Below are 23,709 nucleotides of genomic sequence, written 5' to 3' on the forward strand. Positions count from 1 at the left end.
GTAGCGTCAGCAACCGTTTTAAATCGTCGGAAGCGTCACGGTCCGCCGAATTCCGGCACCGAATCCAGCGCGTCCTCGACCGCTCGCACCGCGTTCGCACCGTCCCGGCGCTCGACGACCACGACGAGCGATTCGGCGACGGCGGCGGCGACGATATCGACCTCCGTCGTCGCGAGGCGCGCGACGACGTGCGAGAGCGCCGCCGCGTCCACGTCGCCCGTGGCGACGACCGCCGTGAGCGACCCGCGGTCGGGCGAGAAGCCGACGTCGCCGACGACGAGCAACGGGTCGTCGTCCGACTCCCCGAGTCCGCTCCGCATGACGACGCGGGCGTCGCGCGCGTCGGCGCGGTAGTCCGGCATCTCGTCGGCGAATCGGTTCAGCGCCGTCGAAACCGCGTCGGTGTCGTCGCCGACCTCGTCCGCGAGGAACCGGGCGGCGGCGGTGTAGTTCACCACGCCCGCCCGGAGCGCGGCGTGGAGGAACGGTCGTCGCCGAACCGCCTCGCGGGTCGCTGCTGCGAGTGACATCATCGACCGGGACGCACGGGACGGAAAAAAGCGATGCGATCGTCGGACGAGGGTGCTAGCGGGTGAGGAAGTACGCCGCCGCGCCCAGTCCGGCCAGCACGACCAGCGCGCCGAACACCGCGACGACCCCGTCGACGACGGCCCCGACGCCGATGACGAGGAACAAAGCGAGGACGCCGAGCACGAGCAGCGGGAGGTTCTTCGTCAGTTCCGACGGTTCGGTGTCGGAGTCGGCGGGGCGGCGCTTCGGCTTCGAGAGCGACTCGTCGACCCGAACCGAGTCGCCTCGCTCGTCGGGTTCCGTGATGTCCACGTCCACGTAGGCGGTCTCCGCGCCGTACCCCGTGGCGACCTTCAGTTTCCCGCTGGCGGGGGCGTCGTGGACCGTGACGGTCACGTACCGCGTCGTCCCGCCTTCGACGTAGTGGTTCGTCGCCGCGAGCGACGCGCCCCGTGAGAGGTCGTCGTCGAGGTGGACGTACGCGTGCACCGGCGCGCCGTGGTTCTCCAGCGCGACGGTGAACGAGTCGTCGGCCTCGAACGACTGCGCTACCTCTATATCGTGGAGGCCGTCGCGGTTGATGTGAATCGGTAGCGTGCCCGGCACGGTTCACCCTTTATTGTATAGTGTACAAAGACGTTCAGGCCTCCCGCATGTCCGGCGGGAGGAGGTTCGGGATGCCGTCCTCGATGGGATATCGCTCGCCGCACTCCGTGCAGGTGAGCGTTCCTTGCAGCACTTCTCCGTCGTCCTCCCGTCGCACGTCCAAATCGAGTTCCTGCTTGTCCAGCGGACAGCAGATGATGTCCATCAGGGACTTCTTCATGCCCGGGTGGACGAAGGGGTGGGGCAAAAGCGTGACGGGTTCGACGGTTCGACGCCTTTCGCTTTCGAAACGCCTCTCACCCCCGGCGCGAAACCACCCCGCATGAACTACGTCGGGTGGGCCATCGTCGCCCTCGTCGGATACACGGCGCTGCCGCCGCTCGTCAGCATCGCCACGCGAGAGATTCCGGACACCGTGGCCGCGCTGGTGGCGAACGGGATGCTCGTCGCCGCGGCGCTCGCCATCACGGTGTACGAGGGCGAACAGATCGTCCCGTACCTCACGAGCGACAAAGCGCCCTACATGTACCTCGCCGGCGTCTCCCTCGCCGTCGGCATCCTCGCGTACTATCGGGCGCTGGCGTCCGGCCCGGTGAGCGTCGTCGTCCCCATCTTCGGCCTCTTCATCGCCACGAGTTCGATTCTCGGCATCGCGCTCCTGGACGAACCGCTCACGGCCCGCAAGGCCGCGGGAATCGGGTTCGCGCTGCTCGCCATCTATCTGACGACGGTGGAGTGAGGAGGCGGAACGGAGAATCGAGCGCGCTCCCCGGAGCGACCGTGACACGTTCGTGTGCACTAGGCGGCGCGAACCCCGCCGACACCGACACGTCCGTGGATACCGTCGCGAACGAGTCGCAAGTGTTAACCCGTCTCATTAGAAACCAACCTCCGACGGTTCTACTTGCGGTGTCGACAACAATCTTTAAAAGGTTCAAAGACAAGTTAACACGTGCCATGATAGACCGACTTGAAAAGGAAGTCGATATGCTAGAACGCCATTTGCAGGTTCTGAAAATGGTCATCGAGAACGAACCCATCGGCATCGTGAAGATGTCGAACGAGACGGGGTACCCGCACCACAAGGTTCGGTACTCCCTCCGCGTCCTCGAAGAAGAGAATCTCATCTCGCCCTCCAACCAAGGAGCGATCACGACCGAGCGAACGCAGGAGTTCGTCGCGGAACTCGACGAGAAACTCGCCGAGATTACGGACAAACTCGATACGATGAAGATCGGCGAGAAGCCCGAAGCCGAGAGTTAAAGTTCTGGAACGGTCAGATAGAACTGCCCGTTGCGCGATTCGACCAAACAGAGATGGTATCCCCGCTTACGGGATAGCTTGACGAAACTCTCCCTCTTTTCCCGCGTCAGCAACCCGCCGCTGGTCGCGTCCTCCGTCGTCTCCAGCGCGGCGGGTTCGAAGAAGCTCTTCGTGACCTGAAACGCCGCGCTGAGTTCGTCGTTCGCCGCGACGACGTCTGTTGCGGCGTCCACCAGCGACCCCATCATCTCGCCGGTCGCCGGTTCTCGCGAGTCGTTGATGTTCGCCACGGCGAGGGGGTTTCCCATCCTGTCGCGCAGGATGACGTCGAACGACAGCTCTCGCTCCTCGTCCTCCTCGCTCGCCGCGGTCACCGCCCCGTGGAGTTCGGCCCGGTCGACCTCCTGAATCGCCTCGAAGAGGTCTTTCATCCCGCGCTGGTGGCCCGTCTCCAGAATCTCGTACAGCAGGTCGGTGACCAGCCACGAGACGAATTGGAACTCCATCGAATCGTGGAGGAACGCCTCGTACTCGCGCCCCTCGACCGCGACGCCGTCGGATTCGAACTGCGTGTGGTGTTCGAGTTTCAGGTTGGACTCGACCGCCTCCCGGTCGACTTCGCCCGCCGCCGCGTCGGTCAACGTTCCCTTCCCCTTCGAGCCGTAGCGGACGAACAGGTTCGTCCCCGCGAACGCCTGCTCCGGCGTCAGCTGTCGCTCCGCCACCGCGCCGGGGGCGCTCTCCCGAACCGTCTCGAGTTCGTCTCGGAGCCGTTCGACCTCGCTCTGAAGCCGATCGCGTTCCTGTCGAAGCTCGTCGCGCTCCGCTTCCGACTCCGACAGCTTCGTTCGGAGCGTCTCGATTTGCTCCGCGCGCGCCGCCAGTTCGGCTTCGAGTTCCTTCGTTCGCTTGGACGCGGCGCGCGCTTGCGACTGTTGCTGCGGCGGTCGTCGCGTCGTCCGGCGCTGTTTGACCCCCCTCTCGCGCGATTTGGACGTGCTGCTCTTGTCCGGGTCGAGCGACGGAATCGTCGACGTCTCGCGCCACTGTTTCTCGTCGGAGAGCGGGTCGGACGCGCCCCCGTTCGACTCGGTTTCGGAGGCGGTCGCCCGCTCTTCCGACTGCTGGTTCGCCTCGGAGGCCGCCCGCCGAGGCGAGGGCTGGTCGGGCTCCTGCGTGGGCTGACGGGGCGTCCGCTCTGTCTCCGGGGCCGTCGCGGCGGGCTCAGCCGATCCCGGGGTCGTCTCGGGTTCCGAATCCGGCTCCGACGGCTGGTCCGGTTCCGATTCGGACTCCGATCCGGGTTCGTCCCCCTCCGAATCGGAGGACGAGGCGGCCGTCGGCGTTTCGTCGGGCGTCTTCGGCTCTGGAATATCGATGACGTCCACGTCCGCGGCGACGACTTCGTAGATTCCCACCTCGTCGTTCGCGCGTTCGAACGCCTCGTCGCCGCTGACGAGCTGTTCGCTCTCGCCGACGTACGCGACGCTCATCGACCGCCCCGCGTGGTAGACGACGTAGTAATCGCCGCTCAGGACGTTCTCGCTGAGTTCGACGTAGCCCGTGAAGTTCTTCCCCGCCAGCGTGTCGCTCGCCTCGGCGAGCGGCGTGTCGTTGGTGTAGTACTTCGCCTGCGTCTTTCCGCCCCGCTCTCGCATACTGAACAACAGCGGAAGGGAGGCGTGTGGGGCCTCGAAAACCGTTCCGTCGGCGTCCTCGAAATCGTCGAGTTCGCCGCCGAACACGCCGACGACGCGACCGTTCAACATGAACAGCTGCGCGCCGCCGGCCCGAACGGCACCGGAAAACTCGGCGTCGGCGAGGTCGCGGAGCGCGTCGAAGCCGCCGGTGAATGGGCGAGAATCCCACTCGGATATCTTCTCGTCCGTACGTGTATCCATACTTACGTCAAAACGGCATTCCCCTCAAATACTTTCGGGTTGGCGTAATACGCCCGTCAGACGGATCTCAGATTTTGCTCTCGGCGTCGTCGGCGAGCTCTTCCATGCGCTTGCCGATTCGACCGGCCTCGCTGAACTCGTCTTCGCTCATCACGGTCGCCAGCGAGTTGCCGAGCACGAAGACGGCGTGCTTGTGCTCGCTCTTGGATTTGTGGACGTGCGACGGGTCGACGTCGAGTTGGTCGTACGCGTCGAACGCGTCGTTGGGAACGTCCTCTTGCTCCCTGAAGTACTCCATGATGGTCACCATCTGCTCGTGAAGCTCGAGAAGATCGTCTTTATGCATGTCCGCGGTTTAGTAGCTATGTGGTTTAAGGGTTTCTGAGAACGGTTCGCACACTGACGAAGATAGCGTCAGAAGACGTACTCGTCTTCGTGCCCCATCATCCCCTCTTCTTCGAGACCCGGCTCGCGCTCATCGTCCATCGGCCCGCTCGTCTTGTATGCCTTGAGACCGGTGGCGAGCAAGTCCTCGATGGCTTCTTCCCGGTTGACGAACTCCCCTTGGTCAACCAACTGGGCGATCTGCATTTCGAGGTGCTCCGGTACGGTGATCTCTACCTTTGGCATTGGAACGTTGCAGGCTTCGAGAGGGGTGTTCTTAAGTCTGACGGGTAGATAATACGGCGGTCACGAACGAGAAGTCGCCATTTCAAAAATTTATTTCCAAGAATATCGGCTCACCGCTCACGTTCGTGAAGTAACCGTCGGGTTCGACGCCGAAGAAAGGAACAGCCGTCAGTCCGTCGTCACCGGTTTCCGAACATCTGGTCGAGCGAGTCGATGATGCTGCTCGGTTTCAGCGAGTTGAGGCGCTCCTCCATCCGCTTTTGGTTAAAGTAGCTGGCGAACGCGAGGATGGTCGGCGGCCACAGGCCGATGAACAGACCGCGCTGGCGGTTCCCCCTGAGGAAAAACTGATGCCACGAGAGGAGGACGGACGCGGCGGACGCGAGTATCGCGAGGTCGGTCGTGGACTTCTGTGCCGCTCCCATCGTCGGACTCTCCTCCATCCCCATCTGTTGCTCTGTCTGAGACATGCGTCAACCGATAGCGTCGGCGCTTTCCTTTGTTATTCAGTAGCTACTCCCGAGCGCGATCGCGGTCGGTTGCGATACGACGATTACTCGGGAGTAAGGCACCGTTTCGCCGGGCGACGGCCGCCGTCGCCCGTTCCTGTCCGGTAACCCTACGTGCCCTCGCTCCCTGAGTGCGACCATGCGCGTTAGGGACGTGACGAACCTCCACCGGGAGTTCGACGGCGAACGACTGCCGCCGGGACAGCGCGAGACGAGCAAGTTCCCCGTTCTCTCGAAGAGCGGAACGCCCGAGTGGAACCCGGAGACGTGGGAGTTTTCGGTCACGGGCGCGGTCGAGAACGAACTCGCGCTCTCGTGGGACGAGTTCCGCGACCTGCCGAGCGAGACCCAGCGACAGGACTTCCACTGCGTGACTGGTTGGAGCAAGTTCGACTGCGAGTTCACGGGCGTCACCCTTCCGACCCTCGCGGAGCGGGCGGGCGTGAGAGACGACGCCGTCCACGTCATGTTCTCGGCCCTCGACGACTACGCGACCAACCTCCCGCTCGACGAGTGCATGCGCGACGAGGTTCTCCTCGCGTGGGCGTACGACGGCGACCCGCTCCCGTCGGAGCACGGCGGGCCGCTCCGGGTGGTCACGCCGCACAAGTACGCCTACAAGGGGGCCAAGTGGGTGAACGCCGTCGAATTCCTCACGGAGCCGAAACGCGGCTACTGGGAGAAACGCGGGTATTCCGACACCGCGAATCCGTGGAACGAGGAGCGATATAGTTAGGCTGAAGGGTCACCGCTTCCGAACTGTATCGCAATGCCACCGCACCGCGACGGTCAACTGTCGGCGGGTTCCACGCTGGTGACCCGTACCTGCCGAATATCCGACGTTTCGTTTCGCTCGTTTCTCGCCGGGCGGCCGGCACCGCGAATCTACTGGACCACCCCGGACGGTCTCGAAATCGCCGCGAGCGGTGCGGTCGCGCGCATCACCGCCGAGGGTCAGGGTCGATTCGACGACGTCCGCGCGCGGGCGAGCGACCTCTTCGCCTCCGTCGACCGGAACGATTCCACACCCGACGGCGGCGACTGTCCGAAAGCGACCCGTCCGCGGCTCTTCGGCGGGTTCTCGTTTCACGCCGAGCACGACGCCAATCCGCCGTGGGACGACTTCCCCGGCGCGGAGTTCGTCCTTCCCCGCGTCCAGTTGACGCGAACGGAAAGCGACACGTGGCTCACCGTCTCGGCGCGCGAGACGTCGCCGGGGTCCGTCGAGCAGACGCTGTCGGAGACGCGCGCCGAGACGGAGACGCTCCCGAAGATGCGCCCGACCGCCGACCCGCCGGGCATCGAGGCGACGCGCCACGCCGCGTCCCGCGGGGAGTGGTGCGAGCAGGTTCGACGAGCGACCGACCAGATTCGCGACGGGACGCTCCGAAAGGTCGTCCTCGCGACCGCGCTCGACGTGAAGCTGACCGACCCCGTCTCCGTCCCGGACACGCTCGAACGGCTCCGAACGTCGTATCCCGAGTGCTACCGATTTCTCGTCGAACCCGCCTCGACGGGCAGTTTCTTCGGCGCACCGCCCGAGCGACTCGTCTCGCTTCGCGGGCAGACCGTCGAGACGGAGGCGCTCGCCGGGTCCGTCGCTCGGGGTGAGACGCCCGAGGAGGACGACGGGCTGGCGGCCGAACTGGCCGAAAGCGAGAAAGTCCGCGAGGAACACGACCTCGTCACCGAGACGATTCGGGACGGGCTCGAACCGCTCGCCTCGTCGGTGACCGTCGGCGAGAGACGGCTCAAACGACTCTCGAACATCCAACACCTCCAGACGCCGATATCGGCGGAGCTGGACGGCGACGAACACGCCCTCTCGGTGGTCGAGGCGCTCCATCCGACCCCCGCCGTCGGCGGCCTCCCGCCGGACGAAGCCATGCGAACGATACGGGAGACCGAGACCTTCGACCGCGGCTGGTACGCCTCGCCCGTCGGCTGGTTCGACGCCGACGGCGACGGCGAGTTCGCGGTCGGAATTCGCTCGGGCGTCGCCGCGGGCGAGCGCGCGACGCTGTTCGCCGGAAACGGCATCGTCGCCGACAGCGACCCGAGCGCCGAGTGGGAGGAAGTGCAGTTGAAGTTCCTGCCGATTCTGGACGAACTCGAATGAGCCACCCGAACCGAAACACCCTGTGGGCCGAGACGTTCGTGGACGAACTGGCCGCCGGGGGCGTCGACGCCGTCTGTCTCGCGCCCGGCAGTCGGTCGACGCCCCTGACGGTCGCGTTCGCGGCGCACGACGACGTCGAGGTGTTCTCGTACTTGGACGAGCGCTCGGCGGCCTTCTTCGCGCTCGGTCGGGCGAAGCGCACCGGGACGCCGACGCCCGTCGTCTGCACGTCGGGGACGGCGGCGGCGAACTTCCACCCGGCCGTCATCGAGGCCGACAGGGCCCGCGTGCCGATGCTCGTCCTCACCGCGGACCGCCCGCCGGAGCTCCGGGACAGCGGCGCGAACCAGACGGTCGACCAGGAGAAGCTGTACGGCGACGCCGTCCGCTGGTACGCCGACCTCGCCGAACCGGAGGCCGAGGCGCGGAAACTTCGCTCGCTCCGCGCGGCGGCGGCGCGCGCGATCGACTCGGCCGTCGGCACGCCGCCGGGGCCGGTGCACCTCAACTTCCCGTTCCGAAAGCCGCTCGAACCGACGGAGGTTCCGGGCGACGTGCCGGCGGCGTTCGCGGAGCGCCACCCCCTCGCGGTCCGGGGACGCGACGGCCCCTTCGTTCGCGTCTCGCGGGGGGTACCGGAACTCGACGCCTCGTCGCTGGGGCGGATCGCCGACCGGATCGCGGACGCGGAGCGCGGTCTGCTCGTCGTCGGCCCCGCGGACGCGCCGACGCCCGACCGCGACGCGCTGGCGACGCTGGCCGACGCGACCGGATTCCCGATACTCGCGGACCCCCTGTCGGGCCACCGGTTCGGTCACGACCGGCCGGTCGTCGGCGGCTACGACTCGTACCTCGTCCCGGACGTGACCGACGACTGGCCCGACCCGGAGGTCGTCCTCCGGTTCGGCGCGTCGCCGACCTCGAAGGCGCTCCGGCGGTACCTCGAACGAACAGACGCTCGACAGTACCTCGTCGACTCCGCGGGCGGGTGGCGCGAGGCGTCGTTCACCGCGACCGACCTCGTGGTGGCCGACCCGACCCGATTCGCGGAGGAACTCGCCGGGCGATTCGCGGATTCAAGCGCGACCGCCGGCGAGGAGTGGCGGCGGCGCTTCGACCGCGCGGAGATGCGCCACTGGAACGCGGTCGCGGACACGGACGAGCACTTCGAAGGCGGCGTTCTCGCGTCCGTCTCGGAACTCGTCCCCGACCCGACGACGCTGTTCGTCTCCAACAGCATGCCCGTGCGCGACTTGGACCGGTTCGGCGAACCGCGCCCCGCCGACCTGACGGTGCTCGGAAATCGCGGCGCGAGCGGTATCGACGGCATCGTCAGCACGGCGCTCGGAGCCGGGAGCGCGACCGACGACCCGCTGGTGCTCGTAACCGGCGACCTCGCGTACTACCACGACATGAACGGCTTGCTCGCGCTCGGGCGCTGCGGAGTGGACGCGACCGTCGTGGAGATAAACAACGACGGCGGCGGTATCTTCCACATGCTCCCCATCGAATCGTTCGACCCGCCGTTCACCGGACAGTTCCGAACGCCGCACGGACTCGACTTCGAGCCGACGGGCGACCTCTACGGGTTCGACTTCGAGCGCGTGGACGCGCTCTCCGCGTTTCGGGAGCGTTTCCGGGCGTCCCTCGACGCGCCGGGGACGCAGGTCGTCGAAGTCGTCACGGACGCCGAAGCCAGTCACCGAACGCGGGAGTCGGTACGGGAGCGCGTCGTTCGGGCGCTCTCGTCTTAATTTTCATCTGGAATAATCTCGGTAAGATTGAAGCTATCGCCGCGAGAAGACGGCGGGAGAGAAGATGACGGAAACCGCTCAGGAATCGAAAGAACTCGTCGCGTTCTTGCGAGAACAGGTCGGTGAGCACCTTCGAAGCGTCCTCTACTACGACGACAGCGACTGGGACGTGTTGTTCGTCCGCGACGACGTGGCCGACGCCTACGACGAACGGGAGCGCGTGAACATCCTCCGCGATATGCGCCTCGAAGCGATCGAGAAATCCCATCAGGAAGACCTCTACGTCCACGGGACGCTGAACTGCACCATCAGGTGCTTCGAGGACGCGGTGGAGATGCACTTCGCCCACGGCGAGAAATCGGGTACGGCGGTCGCGCTCGACGGGGAGGTGTTCGCGGTACAGAACACCTTCGTCGGTCGCTGTCTCGAAGTGATGGGTCGGCAGTGACGGCGTCCGGGTAAGCGTGGTGTTTTTACTCGGCCGGGAGAGTGAGTGACGTATGAGCCTCGCAATCGACCCGTCGAAGCTGGACGGAGAGGACATCGGCGAAAAGCGCGCGACGCTGGCGATGGAACACGAGGAAGCCGTCGAACACGTCCGCGAGGCGTTCTCGGACGCCGGGTTCGGCGTCGCCACCGAGTTCTCCCCCTCCGCGCTGCTCGCCGAGAAGATCGACGCCGACCGGGACGACTACCACGTCCTCGGCGCGTGCAACCCCGCGATGGCGAACCGCGCGCTGGACGCGAGCGACCACCGAATCGGCGCGCTCTTTCCCTGCAACGTCGTCGTTTGGGAGGAGGAACCTGGACGGCAGACGGTCTACCACGTCAGCATCATGAAGATAGCCCGACTCGTCGGCATGGCCCCCGACGACGAGGCGTGGGACGACATCGTCGCCGAGACCGGGGCGTTCGTGGACGAGGCGTGGGCGAACCTCGACACGGCGTAAGCGCCGCGCCTCGTTCGATTCGCCCGCGGAGACCGCCGACGGTTACGAGGACGACTCGCCGCCGTCGGCCGTCTCGTCGAGGTTGAGCAGATCGGCGATATCGATCTCGCCGTTGTGCATCGCTTCGCGGAGTCGCCGTCGCACGTCCCGCGAGGCGCTCTCCCTGTTGGTGACGTCCCACTCGTCCTCGCCGACGGCCGATTCGTGTAGGTCGCCCGCCGCTGGCAACGCGGGGAGTTCGGGGGAGTGGTCGGTGGCCCCCTCCGAATCGAATTCGTCGATATCGACGTCGAGGCGTCGCGCACCCGTTTCGTCGTCGACGCCGTTCTCGCGAACGCCGGGAGCGTCGAGATACATCGCTCGTCCGCGCGAGACGAGTTCGCGTCGTAGGTCGCCGACTATCGACTCGACGATGCTGTTCGTCGCCTCCTCGGGTATCTCGTTCACGGCGCGCTGGAGGGTCCGTCGGCGGCGCTCGCGCTCGTCGATCTCGTCGCCGATTTCGTCGACGACGAGTCGCTGCAGGGCTTCGCCCTTCGATTGGAGGTCCTCGCCGACGGCCTCGAGTTCGATACCGTACCGTCCCTCGATACCGTGCGTTTCGAGCCACTCGCGGTCCGCCTCGCTCTGCGCCGGCGGCGTGAATCGCTGGGTTTCGAGTTGGTCGTCCGAGAGGTGTTCGGGGTCGATTCCGATTCGACGAACCTCGTCGAGCGAGACGCCGAGTCGCTCCGAGCGCGACGCGAAGTCCTCGGCGATTTCGAACCCCGTCGGGTCGTAATCGGTGAGCAGGTACAGCGTGTACTCGGTATCGCTGTCGAGTTCGCGCGCGAGGTCCTCGATGAGCGCGGTCGCCTGCCACCCGCTTCCGGAGACGACCGATAGCTCGTACCGATCCGCGAGCGGTTTCACCTTCAGGTACGCCGAGTCCTTTTCGACGAACAGGATTTTGTCCGCTTCGACGCTCTCGGCGTCCGCGAGCGCGCGTTCGCGGCTGGCGTCGATGATGTTCAGGTCGCTGTAGGTGAGTTCGCCCTCCTTGACCATCTCGCTCAGCGTTTCGCTGAGGTACTGGCTCATTCGTCGCCCGAAGTCGAACTCCGGATCGGCGAGTTGGTCGGGGAACGCCCGTTCGAGGATCGGTTTCACGGGGTTGTACCAGAAATCCCGTAGGCTGTTCGCGTTCGAGGGTCCGCGCCATTCGACTTCGGGAACCGAGAGGCGAGCTATCGAGTGGATGATACGCTTGGGCGACAGTTCGCCCTGATAGTGATACTCCTCGACGGCGCGAAAGTCCTCGGTCGAGAACTCCTGTAGTTCCGACAGGGTCTCCGGGGGTGGACGGGACGACTGGTCGGTCATCGTTCTCCTTCGAGGGAAAGTCGCGTGTCTATTTAACGAATTTGGGGAGTTTCTCGACTCACTCACGAGTGAGACGCCGGCCGTCCCTCCGTTCACCGGGAGCAGAAACTCCGTTTTCCGGGACTCCCGCCTCGCGGTCACCCGCCGAGGGCGAGCGGGCCCATCAACACCCCCATCAAGTGAACGCGCCGACAGCCCACCCGCGGGGGAAACAGACCGAGCGCAGTGCTGACGAGAAAGACGCCGATTCCCGCGACGCCCGCGAACAGGAACGACGCCGCGACCAGCAGCGCGAGCACGACCAGCGAGAGCAGTCGGTAGTCCATCCGACCGACCGTCCGGAGGTAGGTGTCGCCCAGCACGAACACGAGTACGAATCCGACGATCCCGGCGACCGCGACGCTCGCGAGCAAGATCGGTAAGTCGAGCGGTGCGCCCGTTTCCCGCAGTGCGACCATCACGCCGGTTCGAGGCGTTCCGAGCACCACCAGCGCGAACAGGGCGAACACCGTGTTCGCGGTGTTGACGCCGCTGGTCGTCACGACGAAGCCGCGCGCGCCGGTGCGCCCCGGAACGAGCGCGAGCGCGAAGACCGCGGCGATCGCGCTCGAAACACCCGGCAAATAGCCGACGACGGCTCCGGCGAGCGCGCCCCCGAGCGCGGTCAGGAGGACGGTCTTTCCGGAGACGGCGAGCGTCGCGTCCGCCTGTTCCGGAACGCCCGAACCGTCCATCGCGTCGACGAGCACCGGCGCGCCGAACAGCCCCGCGAACAGCGGCGTGAGGACGCCGCCCGAATCGAGCGGCGCGGCGAGCGTCAGGTCGAGCGTGAGAACGCCGAGAACCGAACTCGCGCAGAAGGCGACGATCCCGCCGACCGCTCCCCGCACCGTCGGCTCAGTGACGACGAGCAGACCCGCGACCGCGACGAGCAGGAGGGGAAGCCGCGCTCGCACGAGCGGGTACGTGGCGGTCATCGCCGCGGTCACCGGAACCGCGAGCGGCACCGCGAACGCGACCGCGAGACCGCTGCCCAGCGCGGAGAGTCGTATCGCCTCCCGCCCTCGGCCTTCGATGACGAGGCGGTGGCCGGGAAGCGCCGTCGCGGCCATCGCGGGGTCGGGGACGCCGAGCGCGAGGGTCGGAACAACGTCGAGAAACGAGTGGACGACCCCGGCGGCCAACATCGCCGCGCCGACGAATTTCGGCGGACCGGGCACCGCGGGGGCCACCGACGCCAGCAGCAGCGCGAGGTTGTTGACGTGGATTCCCGGCGTCAGTCCGCTCACCGTCCCGAGCGCCACGCCGCCGAAGACGAACGCGAGCGCCGTCGCCGTCGCCGTCGGAGCTACCACCAACCGCGTTCCGAACGCCTCCATCGAGGCGGAGTGGTCCCGTTTTCCTACTTAAACGTTGGCTGTCCCGTCGACAGCCGTCGCTCCGCGAAACCGGCGCGAAAGAAAATCTCGTTTGGTGTCGTCGCTCAGCCGAAGAGTTCGCCGAGACCTTCGCCGCTGGCCTCGTCCTCTTCGTCTTCGTCCTCTTCTTCTTCGGCGGCTTCCTCTTCTTCGGCGGCTTCCTCGCCACCTTCTTCGCCACCCGCGGCACCGCCGGCGGCGGCGCCACCGGCGGGAACGGCGGCGGCCTGTTCGACGGCCTCGTCGATGTCGACGTCCTCCAGCGCGGCGACGAGCGCCTTGACGCGGGATTCCTCGACATCGACGCCGGCGGCGTCGAGGACGTTGGTGAGGTTTTCTTCGTTGATCTCTTCGCCCGATTCGTTCAGGATGAGTGCAGCGTAAACGTATTCCATGGTTGTTATCCGAACATAGCGCCGAGGCCTTCTCCGGCCGCGTCGTCGTCATCGTCTTCGTCGTCTTCGTCTTCGGACTCGGCTTCCGTTTCTTCGTCAGTCGATTCTTCTTCCTCGGCCGCACCGCCCGCGGCGGGGGCTTCGATGCCGCGAAGCTCCTCGGGCAGCGCGTCCTCGTCCTCGATTTGGGCGGCCAGCGTCCGCACCTGCGCGTCCGCCTTGCTCACGAGATCCGGGGCAAGGTCGGGGCTCTCGATGGCGGCCTGTAGACCGAGGCTCTTGGCCTCGCCGGTCGCCTTCGAGACGAGCAGGGGTACGGTCTGGTCGGTCGGGAACACCGCGTTGACCGAGAGGTTGCGACCGAAGGCCGCGGCCCGCTCGATGTCCGCGCGGTACTCGTCGACGTCGATGGCGAGTTCGTCCGACTCGAACATGACGCCGTCGGAATAGACGGCGCGCAGGTCGAGACCGACCTCCTTCGGCTCCATGCCGAGCTCGGAGAGAACGTTCGCCAGCTCCTCCGAGACCTCGTCGCCTTCCTCCGCGACGAGGCTGTCCTCGGTCACGTGGATGGAGCCGTCCATGATGCGCGCGGCGGCGCCTGCCTGCTGGAGTTCGCCCACGAACGGTCCGGGGTCGACGCCCGTGTCGCCCTCGGGAATGGTGATGTCGTTCGGCGCGATTTCGCCGGCCGAGATGGGGGCGGGACTCTTCGAGGCCTCCAGTTCGCGGTACAGACCGAACGGGTTGTCGTTCGTCCCGATGAGACCGATCTGGCCGGTGACGTACTCCTCCAGGTCTTCGAAGCCGCCGCCGACCTCCGAGAGCGCGCGCCGAACGAGCGTGTTACGGCTGACGCGGAGTTCCGCGCTCCCGTGGAGACTGCGGCGCATGTTCTGGAGCTGTTTGCTCGGAATGCCGGTGATGTTGACGACGCCGACGCTGTTGTAGTCGTCGATGAAGTCGGTCAACTCGTCGACTTCCTCGCGCTTCCACTCGGGAATCGTCTCGGTCTTCCGTTCTGCTTCTGCGGACACGTTAGGCCACCTCCACGGACGGTCCCATCGTCGTCTTGACGTAGACGGTGTCGACGTTGAGCGGACCTTTCTCCAGGTTCGAGTGGAGACGGCGGAGGATAACGTCGATGTTCTCGGCGATGTCCTCCGCGGACATGTCCTCCGCGCCGACGCGCGTGTGGAACGTCCGCCGGTCGCCGCTCCGGAGCTGAACCGTGTTTTTCATCCGGTTGACGGTTTCCACGACGTCGTCGTCGGGCTGAAGCGGCGTCGGCATCTTCCCGCGCGGACCGAGCACGGTACCGAGGTATCGACCGATGTCTTGCATCATCGACGCCTCGGCGATGAAGAAGTCCGTGTCGTCGGCGAGGTCTTTCGCCGCGTCGCTGTCGTCGCCCAGGTCTTCCAGTTCGTCACCGCCGAGAACGTCGTCCGCGACGTCTTCGGCGCGAAGGGCGGTTTCGCCCTCCGCGAACACCACGATGGTGGTGTCTTGGCCGGTGCCGGACGGTAGCACGATGCTCTCGTCCACACGATTCGACGGATCGTTTAAATCGAGGTCGCGCAAGTTGATCGCGAGGTCCACCGTCTCGCGGAAGTTCCGCGGCGGGGAGTCCTCGAGTGCGCGAGAGACTGCTTGCTCTATCTCATTATCTGCCATCGTTCACCTCCGTAGTACGCAGGAATGCTCCTACGGGTCAGTGAAACAGGTGATGCCTGTCTCACCCGAATTTGACGCATGCGCAACTTAAACCCGTCGAACTACCGCGCGTCCGCGGTACCGGCGGCGGCGCACCGTGGCGGAGCACCGCAGGCCGACACCGGTTTCAGTTACGGCGACGAATCGACGAAGGAAAGCAATGACACTTCTTCCGGGTGCGCTGGCGCTCGCGCTCGCCGCCGTCCACATCTTCGCGGGGAGGGTGCGGTCGTTTCAGGTGATTCCGCGGAGTTACTGGCTCTCGATGGCCGGGGGCGCGTCGGTCGCGTACGTCTTCGTCCACATCCTGCCGGAGCTGAGCGAGGGCGACACGGTTCTCGAAGGGGTGGTGTTCCTGGCTCGGTTCCTCGAACACCACGTGTACCTCGTCGCGCTCATCGGATTCGCTCTGTTCTACGGGCTGGAACGATTCGCGCGCGAGTTCGGTCGCGACGGGGGTCGCGAGGGGACGGGCATCTGGGTGTTCTGGATTCACATCGGCTCGTTCACCGCGTACAACGCGCTCATCGGCTACCTGCTCGTCCACCGGGAGGTGACGGGACTGACCAGTCTCGCGTTCTTCGCCGCCGCGATGGGGCTGCACTTCGTCGTCAACGATTACGGGCTTCGGGAGCACCACGAGGACGCCTACGACCGAATCGGTCGCTGGTTGCTGGCCGTCGCCGTGATCGTCGGGTGGGCGGTCGGTAGCACGACGCACATACACGAACCGGCCGTGAACACCCTGTTCGCGTTCTTGGCGGGGAGCATCGTTCTGAACGTCATCAAAGAGGAACTTCCCGAGGAGCGCGAGAGTCGCTTCTGGGCGTTCGCGTTCGGTGCCGCGGGCTACACCGCGCTGCTGCTCACGGTGTGACGAAAATCGAAAGGAGAGACCCGGATCAGGCGGCGAGAGCGTCGTCGTACTCGCCGGCGTCGATCTGCTCTTTAAACTCGCGGGGGTTCTTCCCCTCGATGGTGACGCCGAGCGAGGTGCACGTCCCGACGACCTCCTTCGCCGCGTTCTTCGTGTCGTAGGCGAGGAGGTCGGGCTTCTTCTGTTCCGCGATCTTCTTCACCTGGTCGATGGAGAGGTCGGCGACGAAATCCTTCTGGGGTTCGCCGCTTCCCGTCTCGAATCCGGCCTCGTCCTTGATGAGCGCCGCGGTCGGCGGGACGCCGATTTCGAGCTCGAAGCTGCCGTCCTCCTCGATGGTAACGGTCACGGGGACTTCCGTGCCGTCGAAGGCGGCGGTCTGTTCGTTGATCTCGTTGACGACTTCCTGCACGTTGACCGCGGTCGGGCCGAGCTCCGGTCCGAGCGGCGGGCCGGGGTTGGCCTGCCCTCCGGGTACGAGGACTTCGATTGTATCAGCCATACGTACACGGAATCTCGCCGCAGTTTTAAACGTTACGAGGAGAGTTCGTCGGGGGACGGTGTCGCGGACGAATTCGACGGAACCGGTCGCCGCGAGGAAGACCCGCGAGCGCCGGGCGTTTCCAGCAACGAACCGAGTGCCCCGCGAGCGAGATTACGGCAGACTCACGCCGTGGCGGCCGAGGAACTCGCTGGCTTCCTTTATCTCCACCGGACTGCCGATGATGCGGAGGTACTCGTCCTCGAACGGCACGATGGTGAGTACGAACTCCCGTTCGAGGTCGGCCCGAATCCCGTTGAGCACGTCGCGGTGAAGAACGATCTGCGTGCTATCTCGTAGATGGGCGGGATCCGGCATTACGTGTAAACGCTTCGATGGCCGCAACCTATTAACGTGTCGAAAGTGATGTGTGCCCCTCTGATTCGAAAGAACAGGTTTTTCGGCGGTCACGGCGGACGTGTCCACAATGGGACTGGAGGAGGAAATCGAAGCGCTCCGCGAGGAGATCTCCAACACGCCATACAACAAGTCGACCGAGTCGCACATCGGTCGGCTGAAGGCGAAGCTCGCGGAGAAGAAAGAAAAGCTGGAGAACCAGTCCTCCGCGGGCGGCGGCCACGGCTACGCCGTCGAGAAAACCGGCGACGCGACGGTCGCGTTCGTCGGGTTTCCGAGCGTCGGGAAATCGACCCTGTTGAACGCGCTCACCGCCGCCGACAGCGAGGTCGGCGCGTACGAGTTCACCACGCTCGACGTGAACCCGGGGATGTTGCAGTATCGCGGCGCGAACATCCAACTGCTCGACGTGCCGGGACTCATCGAGGGGGCCGCTCACGGGCGCGGCGGCGGACGCGAGGTGCTGTCGGTCGTCCGCGCCGCGGACCTCGCGGTGTTCGTCCTCTCGGTCTTCGAAATCGACCAGTACGAACGCCTCAAGGCGGAGCTGTACGAGAACAAGATCCGGTTGGACGAGGAGCCGCCGAGCATCTCCGTCTCGAAGAAAGGCATGGGCGGCATCAAGGTCACCTCCAGCGTCGAACAGGAAATGTCCGAGGACGTCATCAAGGAGGTGCTCCGCGAGCGCGGGTACGTGAACGCGGACGTGACCCTGCGCGAGAACCTGGACATCGACCGCCTCATCGACGGCATCATGGACAATCGCGTCTACATCCCCTCGATGGTGACGGTGAACAAGGTCGACCTCATCGACCCCGAGTACGCCGAAACCGTCCGCGAACGGCTCCGAGCGCACGACATCGCCCCCGCCGATGCGGTGTTCATCAGCGCCGAGGAGGAGAAGGGGCTCGAATCGTTGAAAGAATCGATCTGGTCGAACCTCGGCCTGATGCGCATCTACATGGACAAGCCGGGGCGCGGCATCGACTACGACGAACCGCTCGTCCTCCCCGAGGGAAGCACCGTCGCGGACGCCTGCGAGAAACTCGGCGGCGACTTCGAGCAGCGATTCCGGTTCGCGCGCGTCAGCGGCCCCAGCGCGAAGCACGACGAACAGCAGGTCGGCACGGAGCACGTCCTCGCGGACGAGGACGTGCTTCGGCTGGTTCTTCGGAAGTGAGACGCCCCTCGATTCTCGCGGGTCGTTCCCTCTCATCCTCCCTCTCGGGACGCCGTCTCGCGCTTCTCGCGCTGGGCCTCGTTCCGTGGACGGTTCTCGTCGCGCGCGGCGGGACGACGTTCGTCTTTCCGTGGGGACTGGTCGAACCGACGACGCTCCACGTCACGACGCTCCCCGACTACCTGTTCGTCTACACCGCGGGCCTGCCGGATCGACTCCTCGCGTGGCCGGTGAGCGTCCTCTGTTACCTCCTCGCGCTCGCGTGCGCGTTCGCGGGGCGGTTCGAAGACAGACGCGTGACGGCGGGGCTGCTCGTGTTGGCGGGCGCGAGCCACGCGAGTTTCGCGCTCGGACTCGTTACCGGCGTCTCGCGGTCGGGGTTGGTGGTTCCCGTCGGCCCGGTCGCGCTCTGGCTCGTCGCGTGGTGGTTTCACTGGCCCGACCTGCGCGGCGCGCTGAACCGGGGGTGAAACCGCCGGGCGCTCGGGGAACTTCCGCGGATCGCGCCTCGTGTTCCTTCGCACACACGCGAAAAGACACTAAAACCGGAGAAATCGAAGATAACGGAGTCGAACGAACTTTCCGCGGGCGGTACTCTTAACGCGCCGGAGGGGGTGGTTTCGAACGCATGAACGGGACGCTCGACCACACCATGATGCGAGTAGCGGACCTGGACGAGTCGCTCGACTGGTACCGGACCCACCTCGACTACGAGGAGCAGGGTCGCTGGGAGGCGGACACCTTCACCAACGTCTACCTCGGCCCGGCGGACGCCCACGACGAGGGCGCCGTGCTCGAACTCACCTACAACCACGACGGGCGGTCGTACGAGATGGGCGACGCGTGGGGGCACATCGCCGTCCGCGTCGAGGACGTGTACGACGCCTACGAGGAGTTGATGGACGCGGGCGTCGAGGACTACCGCGACCCCGACTCCTGCGGCGGGAGCTACGCCTTCGTGAAGGACCCGGACGGGCACGAAGTCGAAATCGTGGAGCGCGACCACGGCGCGCGCTGGAGTCTCGACCACACCATGATCCGCGTCGAGGACGCCGACGAGGCGCTCGGCTTCTGGACGCGCAAGTTCGAGTACCAACACACCGGACGCTGGGAGTCGGACACCTTCGCCAACTACTTCGTGAAGCCCGAGGACGCCGCGCCGGAGGCGATGGCGGTCGAACTCACCTACAACTACGACGGCCGGTCGTACGAGATGGGTGACGCGTGGGGACACCTCGCGGTGCGCGCGGACGACCTCCACGACGACTGGGAGACGCTGATGGAGCGCGAAGCCGAGGACTACCGCGACCCCGAGTCCTGCGACGACCGCTACGCGTTCACCAAAGACCAGGACGGACACGAGATAGAGCTCGTCGAGCGCGACTGAACGCGCTCGGGTGCGACCGGACGCGACGGAGTACGACGGGGCACGTCGAAGCGCGGACCGGCGCGACGAAACGCGACCGAGCGCTGCAAACAGTGAACTGGCGTGAGAGGGCCTGAATCGCCCGTACTCTCCCGTTTTCTCGGTCGGCTCGACCCCTCCGAATCAGTTAGTGAGTAAATGAATCGATACTGTTCTGTCGATAGAGTTTCAGTCATCGATAAATTTCATAATCGGCTTCTGATCATGTCTTCGTCTGGAAAAATGATCCGATGCCACTTAAAGCGTGGAACTGTGAATCCTTCGGTTGATGGTGGTACTCCCGCCTCGAAACGGACGGCGCTCGTCGATTTCGGTCAGTTCTATTACCGTTTTCGAAAACTTCCACCGAGCCCTCTCACGCCCGAATTCGGGCGTAAGAGAGCGTATCAGCCCGTTCCCAGACCACAAAGCATTTATAATAAAGGAATAACGTACAATCTGTACCCCTACCCATGGTGGCAAACGGAGTACCACTTCCATGCTCGAATCGCTCGGGTTGCACAAAGCGTGCGAATGGTCGTGGGAAAGGGACTGTCGCCGTACAAGAAATAAAAAACGATAAAGCATGACAGGAAATACGACAAAGGTTCGCAGCCTGCTCCTGACGGCGCTGATGGTTATGTCGGTATTCGCCGGCGCGACCGCGTTCGCAGGATCAGTTGGTGCGGCCGAGGCTGACGCTGAGATTGGCGTTGACTCGCCGATCTTCCAGGGTCAGCAGGCTAACGCCACTGGCTTCAGTGGCGAAGTAACGCTCGAGAAGAAAGTGGACGGTAACTGGATCTACCAAGACCAGTACACGGCTGACGGTAACGGTAACGTCACCGTCGACACGTCCAACCTCGAAGGTCAGTACCGTCTTGACGACGGTTCCACCAACGTCACATTCCAGGTCGTCCAGCAGACGCTCGACTTGGAGGCCAGCAGCACCACGGTGAAGAACGGTGGCGCTGACTCGGTCATCACCTTCGAACTCGCGGACTCGAACCGCAACAACTTCAACGTCTCCGCCACGTCCGAAGACGCGTTCGGCGAGGACGTTGCGAAGTACGTCGGTAATTACAGCAGCGACGGCGACGAAGCCACGCTCGACTTCACCGGCGTCGACCCCGGCACGTACAACATCACGCTCGGCGTGAACGACACGACCGCGAGCGAGACGTTCCAGGTCACCGTCAAGGACGCGGGCGACATCAGCGGTAACTTCGAAGAGTCGTCCTACAGCGTCCCGCGCGGCGACATCGTCCCGATTACGGTCGAACTCACGAACACCAACTCGGGAACTGTTCAGGTCGGCAGCGACGAGTCGAACTTCAACATCTCCGTCGACGTTACGGACGGTAGCGGTGACGCCAACGACGGTAAGGTCACCTTCTACCTGAACACGTACAAGACCACCAGCGGCAACGCTGACGATGTCATCTACGCGGCATCCAGCAGCGGCGACTCCGTCGACGCCACGTGGAAGACTCCCTCGTCCGATGGTCTCGACGCTCCGGTCGCAGTCACGTCCGGTGACAACATCTACAAGCTGCGAATCGACGCTAACGACGACGGCACTCCGGACAACGCCGCCGCGCTCAACGTCAACCCGCGCAGCACCGGTAGCGCCCAGACGTGGATCGCTCCCGACAATCTCAACGACGTGAGCAACGCGACGGAACTGACCGACGTTCTCACCCAGCGTAGCAACGTCGCCCACGGCGACCACGTCGTCGTTCAGGTCAAGGACACGACCGGTATCTTCGGCGCCATCAACGAGGAGGGCGCAGGTCACGACGACCTCTCCAACATCAACGGCCTCTCGCTGACGGTCACCGAGGACAACCCCGAGCCGAACACCGACGCAGATTCGTTCACCACGGGCGACAGCGGCGTCTCGCTGATAACTGACGGTGCGAACAAGTCGCTCTACGTCCTCGTCGACACGTCCGCAGTCAGCGTCGACAAAAAGGACCTCATGGGCGAGTGGACGGCCACCTTCACGGTTGACGAGAACTTCGCAGTTACGCCCGACGAGAACCAGTCCGTCTCGACCGCGTTCTCGGTCGAGGAGGCAACCATCGAAGTGAACAGCGGTGACGACGTGCGCGTCGCACCCGGCGACAACCAGACCATCTCGGGTACGACCAACCTCGCGCCCGGTACGCCGGTGACCATCCAAGCTAGCTCCGGTGTCTTCTTCAAAAACGTGAACGACCTCACGGTCAACGACGACGGCACCTTCAGCGGCACGATCGACTTCAGCGGCTACGACAACGGCACCGAGTTCACCGCCAAGGCCATCGCCAGCGGTCTGTCGGCTTCCGTCGATGGCGTCCTCGACCAGAACGCTGGTCAGCCGACGACGACGACCACGACGACCACGACGACCACGACGACCACGACCACGACGACGACCTCGTCCGAGCCGTCGACCACGACGTCCACGACGGAGAAGACGTCCACGACGGAGAAGACGTCCACGACGAACGACGACGGTCAGCCCGGATTCGGCGTCGCCATCTCCGTCATCGCACTCCTCGCCGCTGCGCTCCTCGCGCTCCGCCGAGAGAACTAACTCAGACACCGCGTCTGATTTCGACTAATCAATTCATTTTTCGCGCACTCGACCGCCGAGCGACGGCGCTACCGAATCGACGATAGCGCCGGTGGATGAGTCGCCAAGTACCTCACCAGTGACCCCAAACACGGTGTACAAACTATCCCTATTCCGGTGATTCACCGGACGAGAGGGGGTGTAGACTACCGTTTTCGAGTGCTCAACGCGACGTGCGAGCGGACGCGATTGACTCGATCGACTTAATCCGCTGTCAGATTCGCTATTGACGGACGGTAGAAGCGCTGTTTGGTGGATCCTCGTCCTAAACGTAGCCGACGATTCACGAGGAGTGAGACGCGATCCCGTTGGCCACTGGGTTTAAACGTGTCTACCACGCTTAATCTGTGATGGACTGGGAACGCACGCCGGAGAACGATGTGACCCGTTTGCTGGCCGATGCACGCAATCGGACGATCGCGCACCTTGTCCAAAACGCCGGCGGGTCGCTCCACATCTCCGAACTTGCCGACCGGATCGCGTCGCGTCACGCGGGAATTTTGGAGTCGGACGAGTACGAAGGACGGTTCGAACGAGTCCTCATCTCACTTCACCACAACCACCTTCCGAAACTCGCCGACGCCGGACTCGTCGAATACGACCGCGAAGATAATCTTGTGCGCTATCGAACCGACGCGGCGGTCGACGCCGAGTGGGTCGATGGCGAGAAAATCGATCGATTACTCGCTCGCTTCCAACCCGAAAGCGAGTCGGACGAGAACGCGATCGGAGTGCTCGAGGATAGAGCGAGTATCATCGAGCACGGGCGAGTCTTGGCGGACGAGGCCGACGAGGAGCTGTTCTGCATGTACATCTCCGATGATTTACTGGAGGAAAACTGCATCTGTCACGCGAAGGACGCCGTCGCTCGCGACGTCAAAATTTACCTCGGGTCGCAAAACGAGACCGTCCGCGACCTCGCCCGTCGACGGCTTCCGGAAGCGACCCTCTGGGAACCCCAGTCGGATTGGGTGAGGGAAAAGGGGAGGAGAATCGGTCGACTCGTGCTCGCCGACCGCGAAAAGGTCATGCTCGCACTGTTGGACGGGGACGAGGCGAGCGGAACCGGACGGGAAACCGCGATGATCGGGGAGGGGTGGAACAATCCGTTGGTCGTCCTCGTCCGCGAGTTGCTGGGTCCGAGACTCGACCATCTCGATTACCAGAGCGACGAGTTTCGGAGCGAACTTCCATTCTAACCATGACGAAACACCACAGCACCGACGGTGGAACTGATTTCGATCACTCAGAGCGGACATATCGGTTCGAATACGACGCCGAGGGCGGCGAACGACCGAGCGTGATCGTCGTACGGGCCGTCGCGGCGGTCACGAATACGCCGTCGATCGATTTCGATCCGCTGTACGATACCATCGACCCCGATCACCTAGACGGACTCTTCGCCGAAACGGACGGCACGGCAAGCGTCGAACTGTCGTTCACCTTCGGAGAGTGTTCGGTCACGGTAACGCACGACGAAGTCCGAATCCGCACCGAAGGCGAGTCGGCGATGTGATCTCGGAGTAATCCCCGCAGCGGTTCGTAGAGCGCGAACGGACGCCAGTTGTCCTACAG

28 protein-coding genes are annotated in these 23,709 nt (G+C 64.7%); 14 read left to right on the plus strand and 14 right to left on the minus strand.

All coding sequences use genetic code 11. From position 1 onward, the window contains the following. Positions 1–35 precede the first annotated feature (35 nt). The 3 genes from LIX00_RS03425 to LIX00_RS03435 are packed head-to-tail and all read right to left on the minus strand — an operon-like array spanning position 36 to position 1,357. Positions 36–530, minus strand: coding sequence for a DUF7523 family protein (locus LIX00_RS03425; RefSeq protein WP_227354785.1), 495 nt, complete (start codon positions 528–530; stop codon positions 36–38). Between the two features lie 55 nt (positions 531–585). Further along, on the minus strand, positions 586–1,137 hold the full coding sequence (locus LIX00_RS03430; protein ID WP_227354786.1) for a DUF7524 family protein: 552 nt from the start codon (positions 1,135–1,137) through the stop codon (positions 586–588). A 34-nt stretch (positions 1,138–1,171) separates the two neighbouring features. Beyond that, positions 1,172–1,357 carry a methytransferase partner Trm112 gene (locus LIX00_RS03435; protein ID WP_227354787.1) on the minus strand — a complete coding sequence of 62 codons (186 nt, stop codon included), beginning with the start codon at positions 1,355–1,357 and terminating at the stop codon, positions 1,172–1,174. Between the two features lie 102 nt (positions 1,358–1,459). Here LIX00_RS03435 and LIX00_RS03440 point away from each other — a divergent pair, with 102 nt between their 5' ends. Next, positions 1,460–1,876 carry an EamA family transporter gene (locus LIX00_RS03440; RefSeq protein WP_227354788.1) on the plus strand — a complete coding sequence of 139 codons (417 nt, stop codon included), beginning with the start codon at positions 1,460–1,462 and terminating at the stop codon, positions 1,874–1,876. Positions 1,877–2,094: 218 nt separating this feature from the next. Then, positions 2,095–2,400, plus strand: coding sequence for a hypothetical protein (locus LIX00_RS03445; RefSeq protein WP_227354789.1), 306 nt, complete (start codon positions 2,095–2,097; stop codon positions 2,398–2,400). On the opposite strand, the gene LIX00_RS03450 is transcribed toward LIX00_RS03445, so the two are convergent. The 4 genes from LIX00_RS03450 to LIX00_RS03465 form a co-directional block, all read right to left on the minus strand. Beyond that, positions 2,397–4,301: a DUF7527 domain-containing protein gene (locus tag LIX00_RS03450; protein ID WP_227354790.1), complete on the minus strand. Its 1,905-nt coding sequence runs from the start codon at positions 4,299–4,301 to the stop codon at positions 2,397–2,399. The two genes, LIX00_RS03445 and LIX00_RS03450, sit on opposite strands and share 4 nt — an antisense overlap. Before the next feature lie 67 nt (positions 4,302–4,368). Beyond that, positions 4,369–4,647 (minus strand): UPF0058 family protein, encoded by a 279-nt coding sequence (locus LIX00_RS03455; RefSeq protein WP_227354791.1) that lies wholly within the window; start codon positions 4,645–4,647, stop codon positions 4,369–4,371. Positions 4,648–4,715: 68 nt separating this feature from the next. Beyond that, on the minus strand, positions 4,716–4,931 hold the full coding sequence (locus LIX00_RS03460; protein ID WP_227354792.1) for a ribbon-helix-helix domain-containing protein: 216 nt from the start codon (positions 4,929–4,931) through the stop codon (positions 4,716–4,718). A 179-nt stretch (positions 4,932–5,110) separates the two neighbouring features. Continuing rightward, the gene (locus tag LIX00_RS03465; protein ID WP_368410726.1) at positions 5,111–5,356 is read right to left on the minus strand and encodes a hypothetical protein; all 246 of its coding nucleotides are present in this window, start codon (positions 5,354–5,356) and stop codon (positions 5,111–5,113) included. A 223-nt stretch (positions 5,357–5,579) separates the two neighbouring features. Between LIX00_RS03465 and LIX00_RS03470 the strand changes: the two genes are divergently transcribed. The 5 genes from LIX00_RS03470 to LIX00_RS03490 all read left to right on the plus strand — a co-directional run bounded on the left by LIX00_RS03470 (position 5,580) and on the right by LIX00_RS03490 (position 10,263). After that, positions 5,580–6,176, plus strand: coding sequence for a sulfite oxidase-like oxidoreductase (locus LIX00_RS03470; RefSeq protein WP_227354794.1), 597 nt, complete (start codon positions 5,580–5,582; stop codon positions 6,174–6,176). A gap of 33 nt (positions 6,177–6,209) precedes the next feature. Further along, on the plus strand, positions 6,210–7,559 hold the full coding sequence (locus tag LIX00_RS03475) for an isochorismate synthase (protein ID WP_227354795.1): 1,350 nt from the start codon (positions 6,210–6,212) through the stop codon (positions 7,557–7,559). Next, entirely contained in the window at positions 7,556–9,313 is a 1,758-nt protein-coding gene (menD, locus tag LIX00_RS03480; protein ID WP_227354796.1) for a 2-succinyl-5-enolpyruvyl-6-hydroxy-3-cyclohexene-1-carboxylic-acid synthase, read from the plus strand. Before LIX00_RS03475 ends, menD begins: the two co-directional genes overlap by 4 nt. A 64-nt stretch (positions 9,314–9,377) precedes the next feature. Then, entirely contained in the window at positions 9,378–9,761 is a 384-nt protein-coding gene (locus LIX00_RS03485) for a DUF7522 family protein (protein ID WP_227354797.1), read from the plus strand. A 52-nt stretch (positions 9,762–9,813) separates the two neighbouring features. Then, a complete protein-coding gene (locus tag LIX00_RS03490) occupies positions 9,814–10,263 on the plus strand; it encodes a DUF302 domain-containing protein (RefSeq protein WP_227354798.1) in 450 nt (149 codons plus the stop codon). A gap of 42 nt (positions 10,264–10,305) precedes the next feature. On the opposite strand, the gene LIX00_RS03495 is transcribed toward LIX00_RS03490, so the two are convergent. The 5 genes from LIX00_RS03495 to LIX00_RS03515 form a co-directional block, all read right to left on the minus strand. Further along, positions 10,306–11,625, minus strand: coding sequence for a toprim domain-containing protein (locus tag LIX00_RS03495; RefSeq protein ID WP_227354799.1), 1,320 nt, complete (start codon positions 11,623–11,625; stop codon positions 10,306–10,308). Positions 11,626–11,762: 137 nt separating this feature from the next. Then, positions 11,763–13,004 (minus strand): tripartite tricarboxylate transporter permease, encoded by a 1,242-nt coding sequence (locus LIX00_RS03500; protein ID WP_227354800.1) that lies wholly within the window; start codon positions 13,002–13,004, stop codon positions 11,763–11,765. A gap of 104 nt (positions 13,005–13,108) precedes the next feature. Continuing rightward, positions 13,109–13,438 carry a 50S ribosomal protein P1 gene (gene rpl12p / locus LIX00_RS03505; protein ID WP_227354801.1) on the minus strand — a complete coding sequence of 110 codons (330 nt, stop codon included), beginning with the start codon at positions 13,436–13,438 and terminating at the stop codon, positions 13,109–13,111. A gap of 5 nt (positions 13,439–13,443) precedes the next feature. Then, positions 13,444–14,475: a 50S ribosomal protein L10 gene (locus LIX00_RS03510; RefSeq protein ID WP_227354802.1), complete on the minus strand. Its 1,032-nt coding sequence runs from the start codon at positions 14,473–14,475 to the stop codon at positions 13,444–13,446. A 1-nt stretch (position 14,476) separates the two neighbouring features. Then, positions 14,477–15,115, minus strand: a complete 639-nt coding sequence (locus LIX00_RS03515) for a 50S ribosomal protein L1 (RefSeq protein WP_227354803.1) — start codon at positions 15,113–15,115, stop codon at positions 14,477–14,479. Positions 15,116–15,314: 199 nt separating this feature from the next. On the opposite strand from LIX00_RS03515, the gene LIX00_RS03520 reads away from it, so the two are divergent. Continuing rightward, positions 15,315–16,031: a hypothetical protein gene (locus LIX00_RS03520; RefSeq protein ID WP_227354804.1), complete on the plus strand. Its 717-nt coding sequence runs from the start codon at positions 15,315–15,317 to the stop codon at positions 16,029–16,031. Positions 16,032–16,056: 25 nt separating this feature from the next. Here LIX00_RS03520 and LIX00_RS03525 read toward each other — a convergent pair whose 3' ends face one another. Then, on the minus strand, positions 16,057–16,533 hold the full coding sequence (locus tag LIX00_RS03525) for a 50S ribosomal protein L11 (RefSeq protein WP_227354805.1): 477 nt from the start codon (positions 16,531–16,533) through the stop codon (positions 16,057–16,059). A 153-nt stretch (positions 16,534–16,686) separates the two neighbouring features. Next, positions 16,687–16,890, minus strand: a complete 204-nt coding sequence (locus LIX00_RS03530; protein ID WP_227354806.1) for a VNG_1110C family protein — start codon at positions 16,888–16,890, stop codon at positions 16,687–16,689. Positions 16,891–16,999: 109 nt separating this feature from the next. On the opposite strand from LIX00_RS03530, the gene LIX00_RS03535 reads away from it, so the two are divergent. The 6 genes from LIX00_RS03535 (at position 17,000) to LIX00_RS03560 (ending at position 23,650) form a co-directional block, all read left to right on the plus strand. After that, on the plus strand, positions 17,000–18,109 hold the full coding sequence (locus tag LIX00_RS03535; RefSeq protein ID WP_227354807.1) for an OBG GTPase family GTP-binding protein: 1,110 nt from the start codon (positions 17,000–17,002) through the stop codon (positions 18,107–18,109). Continuing rightward, positions 18,106–18,579 carry a TIGR04206 family protein gene (locus LIX00_RS03540; protein WP_227354808.1) on the plus strand — a complete coding sequence of 158 codons (474 nt, stop codon included), beginning with the start codon at positions 18,106–18,108 and terminating at the stop codon, positions 18,577–18,579. The genes LIX00_RS03535 and LIX00_RS03540 overlap by 4 nt, the downstream gene beginning before the upstream one ends. Before the next feature lie 158 nt (positions 18,580–18,737). Further along, entirely contained in the window at positions 18,738–19,496 is a 759-nt protein-coding gene (locus LIX00_RS03545; RefSeq protein ID WP_227354809.1) for a VOC family protein, read from the plus strand. A 604-nt stretch (positions 19,497–20,100) separates the two neighbouring features. Further along, on the plus strand, positions 20,101–22,095 hold the full coding sequence (locus tag LIX00_RS03550) for a DUF7827 domain-containing protein (RefSeq protein WP_227354810.1): 1,995 nt from the start codon (positions 20,101–20,103) through the stop codon (positions 22,093–22,095). A gap of 389 nt (positions 22,096–22,484) precedes the next feature. Continuing rightward, positions 22,485–23,333 (plus strand): DUF7344 domain-containing protein, encoded by an 849-nt coding sequence (locus tag LIX00_RS03555; protein WP_227354811.1) that lies wholly within the window; start codon positions 22,485–22,487, stop codon positions 23,331–23,333. 2 nt (positions 23,334–23,335) lie between these two features. Then, positions 23,336–23,650 (plus strand): HalOD1 output domain-containing protein, encoded by a 315-nt coding sequence (locus LIX00_RS03560; protein ID WP_227354812.1) that lies wholly within the window; start codon positions 23,336–23,338, stop codon positions 23,648–23,650. Positions 23,651–23,709 lie beyond the last annotated feature (59 nt).

This window comes from Haladaptatus salinisoli, from assembly GCF_020614375.1.
In the GTDB taxonomy this organism is placed as follows: Archaea; Halobacteriota; Halobacteria; order Halobacteriales; family Haladaptataceae; genus Haladaptatus; species Haladaptatus salinisoli.

What these genes read in the sequence shown, in the direction of transcription:
- LIX00_RS03425 (WP_227354785.1), bottom strand. Translation starts at nt 530, where the DNA reads ATGTCACTCGCAGCAGCGACCCGCGAGGCGGTTCGGCGACGACCGTTC.
- LIX00_RS03435 (WP_227354787.1), bottom strand. Translation starts at nt 1,357, where the DNA reads ATGAAGAAGTCCCTGATGGACATCATCTGCTGTCCGCTGGACAAGCAG.
- LIX00_RS03440 (WP_227354788.1), top strand. Translation starts at nt 1,460, where the DNA reads ATGAACTACGTCGGGTGGGCCATCGTCGCCCTCGTCGGATACACGGCG.
- LIX00_RS03445 (WP_227354789.1), top strand. Translation starts at nt 2,095, where the DNA reads ATGATAGACCGACTTGAAAAGGAAGTCGATATGCTAGAACGCCATTTG.
- LIX00_RS03450 (WP_227354790.1), bottom strand. Translation starts at nt 4,301, where the DNA reads ATGGATACACGTACGGACGAGAAGATATCCGAGTGGGATTCTCGCCCA.
- LIX00_RS03455 (WP_227354791.1), bottom strand. Translation starts at nt 4,647, where the DNA reads ATGCATAAAGACGATCTTCTCGAGCTTCACGAGCAGATGGTGACCATC.
- LIX00_RS03460 (WP_227354792.1), bottom strand. Translation starts at nt 4,931, where the DNA reads ATGCCAAAGGTAGAGATCACCGTACCGGAGCACCTCGAAATGCAGATC.
- LIX00_RS03465 (WP_368410726.1), bottom strand. Translation starts at nt 5,356, where the DNA reads ATGGGAGCGGCACAGAAGTCCACGACCGACCTCGCGATACTCGCGTCC.
- LIX00_RS03470 (WP_227354794.1), top strand. Translation starts at nt 5,580, where the DNA reads ATGCGCGTTAGGGACGTGACGAACCTCCACCGGGAGTTCGACGGCGAA.
- LIX00_RS03475 (WP_227354795.1), top strand. Translation starts at nt 6,210, where the DNA reads ATGCCACCGCACCGCGACGGTCAACTGTCGGCGGGTTCCACGCTGGTG.
- menD (WP_227354796.1), top strand. Translation starts at nt 7,556, where the DNA reads ATGAGCCACCCGAACCGAAACACCCTGTGGGCCGAGACGTTCGTGGAC.
- LIX00_RS03485 (WP_227354797.1), top strand. Translation starts at nt 9,378, where the DNA reads ATGACGGAAACCGCTCAGGAATCGAAAGAACTCGTCGCGTTCTTGCGA.
- LIX00_RS03490 (WP_227354798.1), top strand. Translation starts at nt 9,814, where the DNA reads ATGAGCCTCGCAATCGACCCGTCGAAGCTGGACGGAGAGGACATCGGC.
- LIX00_RS03495 (WP_227354799.1), bottom strand. Translation starts at nt 11,625, where the DNA reads ATGACCGACCAGTCGTCCCGTCCACCCCCGGAGACCCTGTCGGAACTA.
- LIX00_RS03500 (WP_227354800.1), bottom strand. Translation starts at nt 13,004, where the DNA reads ATGGAGGCGTTCGGAACGCGGTTGGTGGTAGCTCCGACGGCGACGGCG.
- rpl12p (WP_227354801.1), bottom strand. Translation starts at nt 13,438, where the DNA reads ATGGAATACGTTTACGCTGCACTCATCCTGAACGAATCGGGCGAAGAG.
- LIX00_RS03515 (WP_227354803.1), bottom strand. Translation starts at nt 15,115, where the DNA reads ATGGCAGATAATGAGATAGAGCAAGCAGTCTCTCGCGCACTCGAGGAC.
- LIX00_RS03520 (WP_227354804.1), top strand. Translation starts at nt 15,315, where the DNA reads ATGACACTTCTTCCGGGTGCGCTGGCGCTCGCGCTCGCCGCCGTCCAC.
- LIX00_RS03525 (WP_227354805.1), bottom strand. Translation starts at nt 16,533, where the DNA reads ATGGCTGATACAATCGAAGTCCTCGTACCCGGAGGGCAGGCCAACCCC.
- LIX00_RS03530 (WP_227354806.1), bottom strand. Translation starts at nt 16,890, where the DNA reads ATGCCGGATCCCGCCCATCTACGAGATAGCACGCAGATCGTTCTTCAC.
- LIX00_RS03535 (WP_227354807.1), top strand. Translation starts at nt 17,000, where the DNA reads ATGGGACTGGAGGAGGAAATCGAAGCGCTCCGCGAGGAGATCTCCAAC.
- LIX00_RS03545 (WP_227354809.1), top strand. Translation starts at nt 18,738, where the DNA reads ATGAACGGGACGCTCGACCACACCATGATGCGAGTAGCGGACCTGGAC.
- LIX00_RS03550 (WP_227354810.1), top strand. Translation starts at nt 20,101, where the DNA reads ATGACAGGAAATACGACAAAGGTTCGCAGCCTGCTCCTGACGGCGCTG.
- LIX00_RS03555 (WP_227354811.1), top strand. Translation starts at nt 22,485, where the DNA reads ATGGACTGGGAACGCACGCCGGAGAACGATGTGACCCGTTTGCTGGCC.
- LIX00_RS03560 (WP_227354812.1), top strand. Translation starts at nt 23,336, where the DNA reads ATGACGAAACACCACAGCACCGACGGTGGAACTGATTTCGATCACTCA.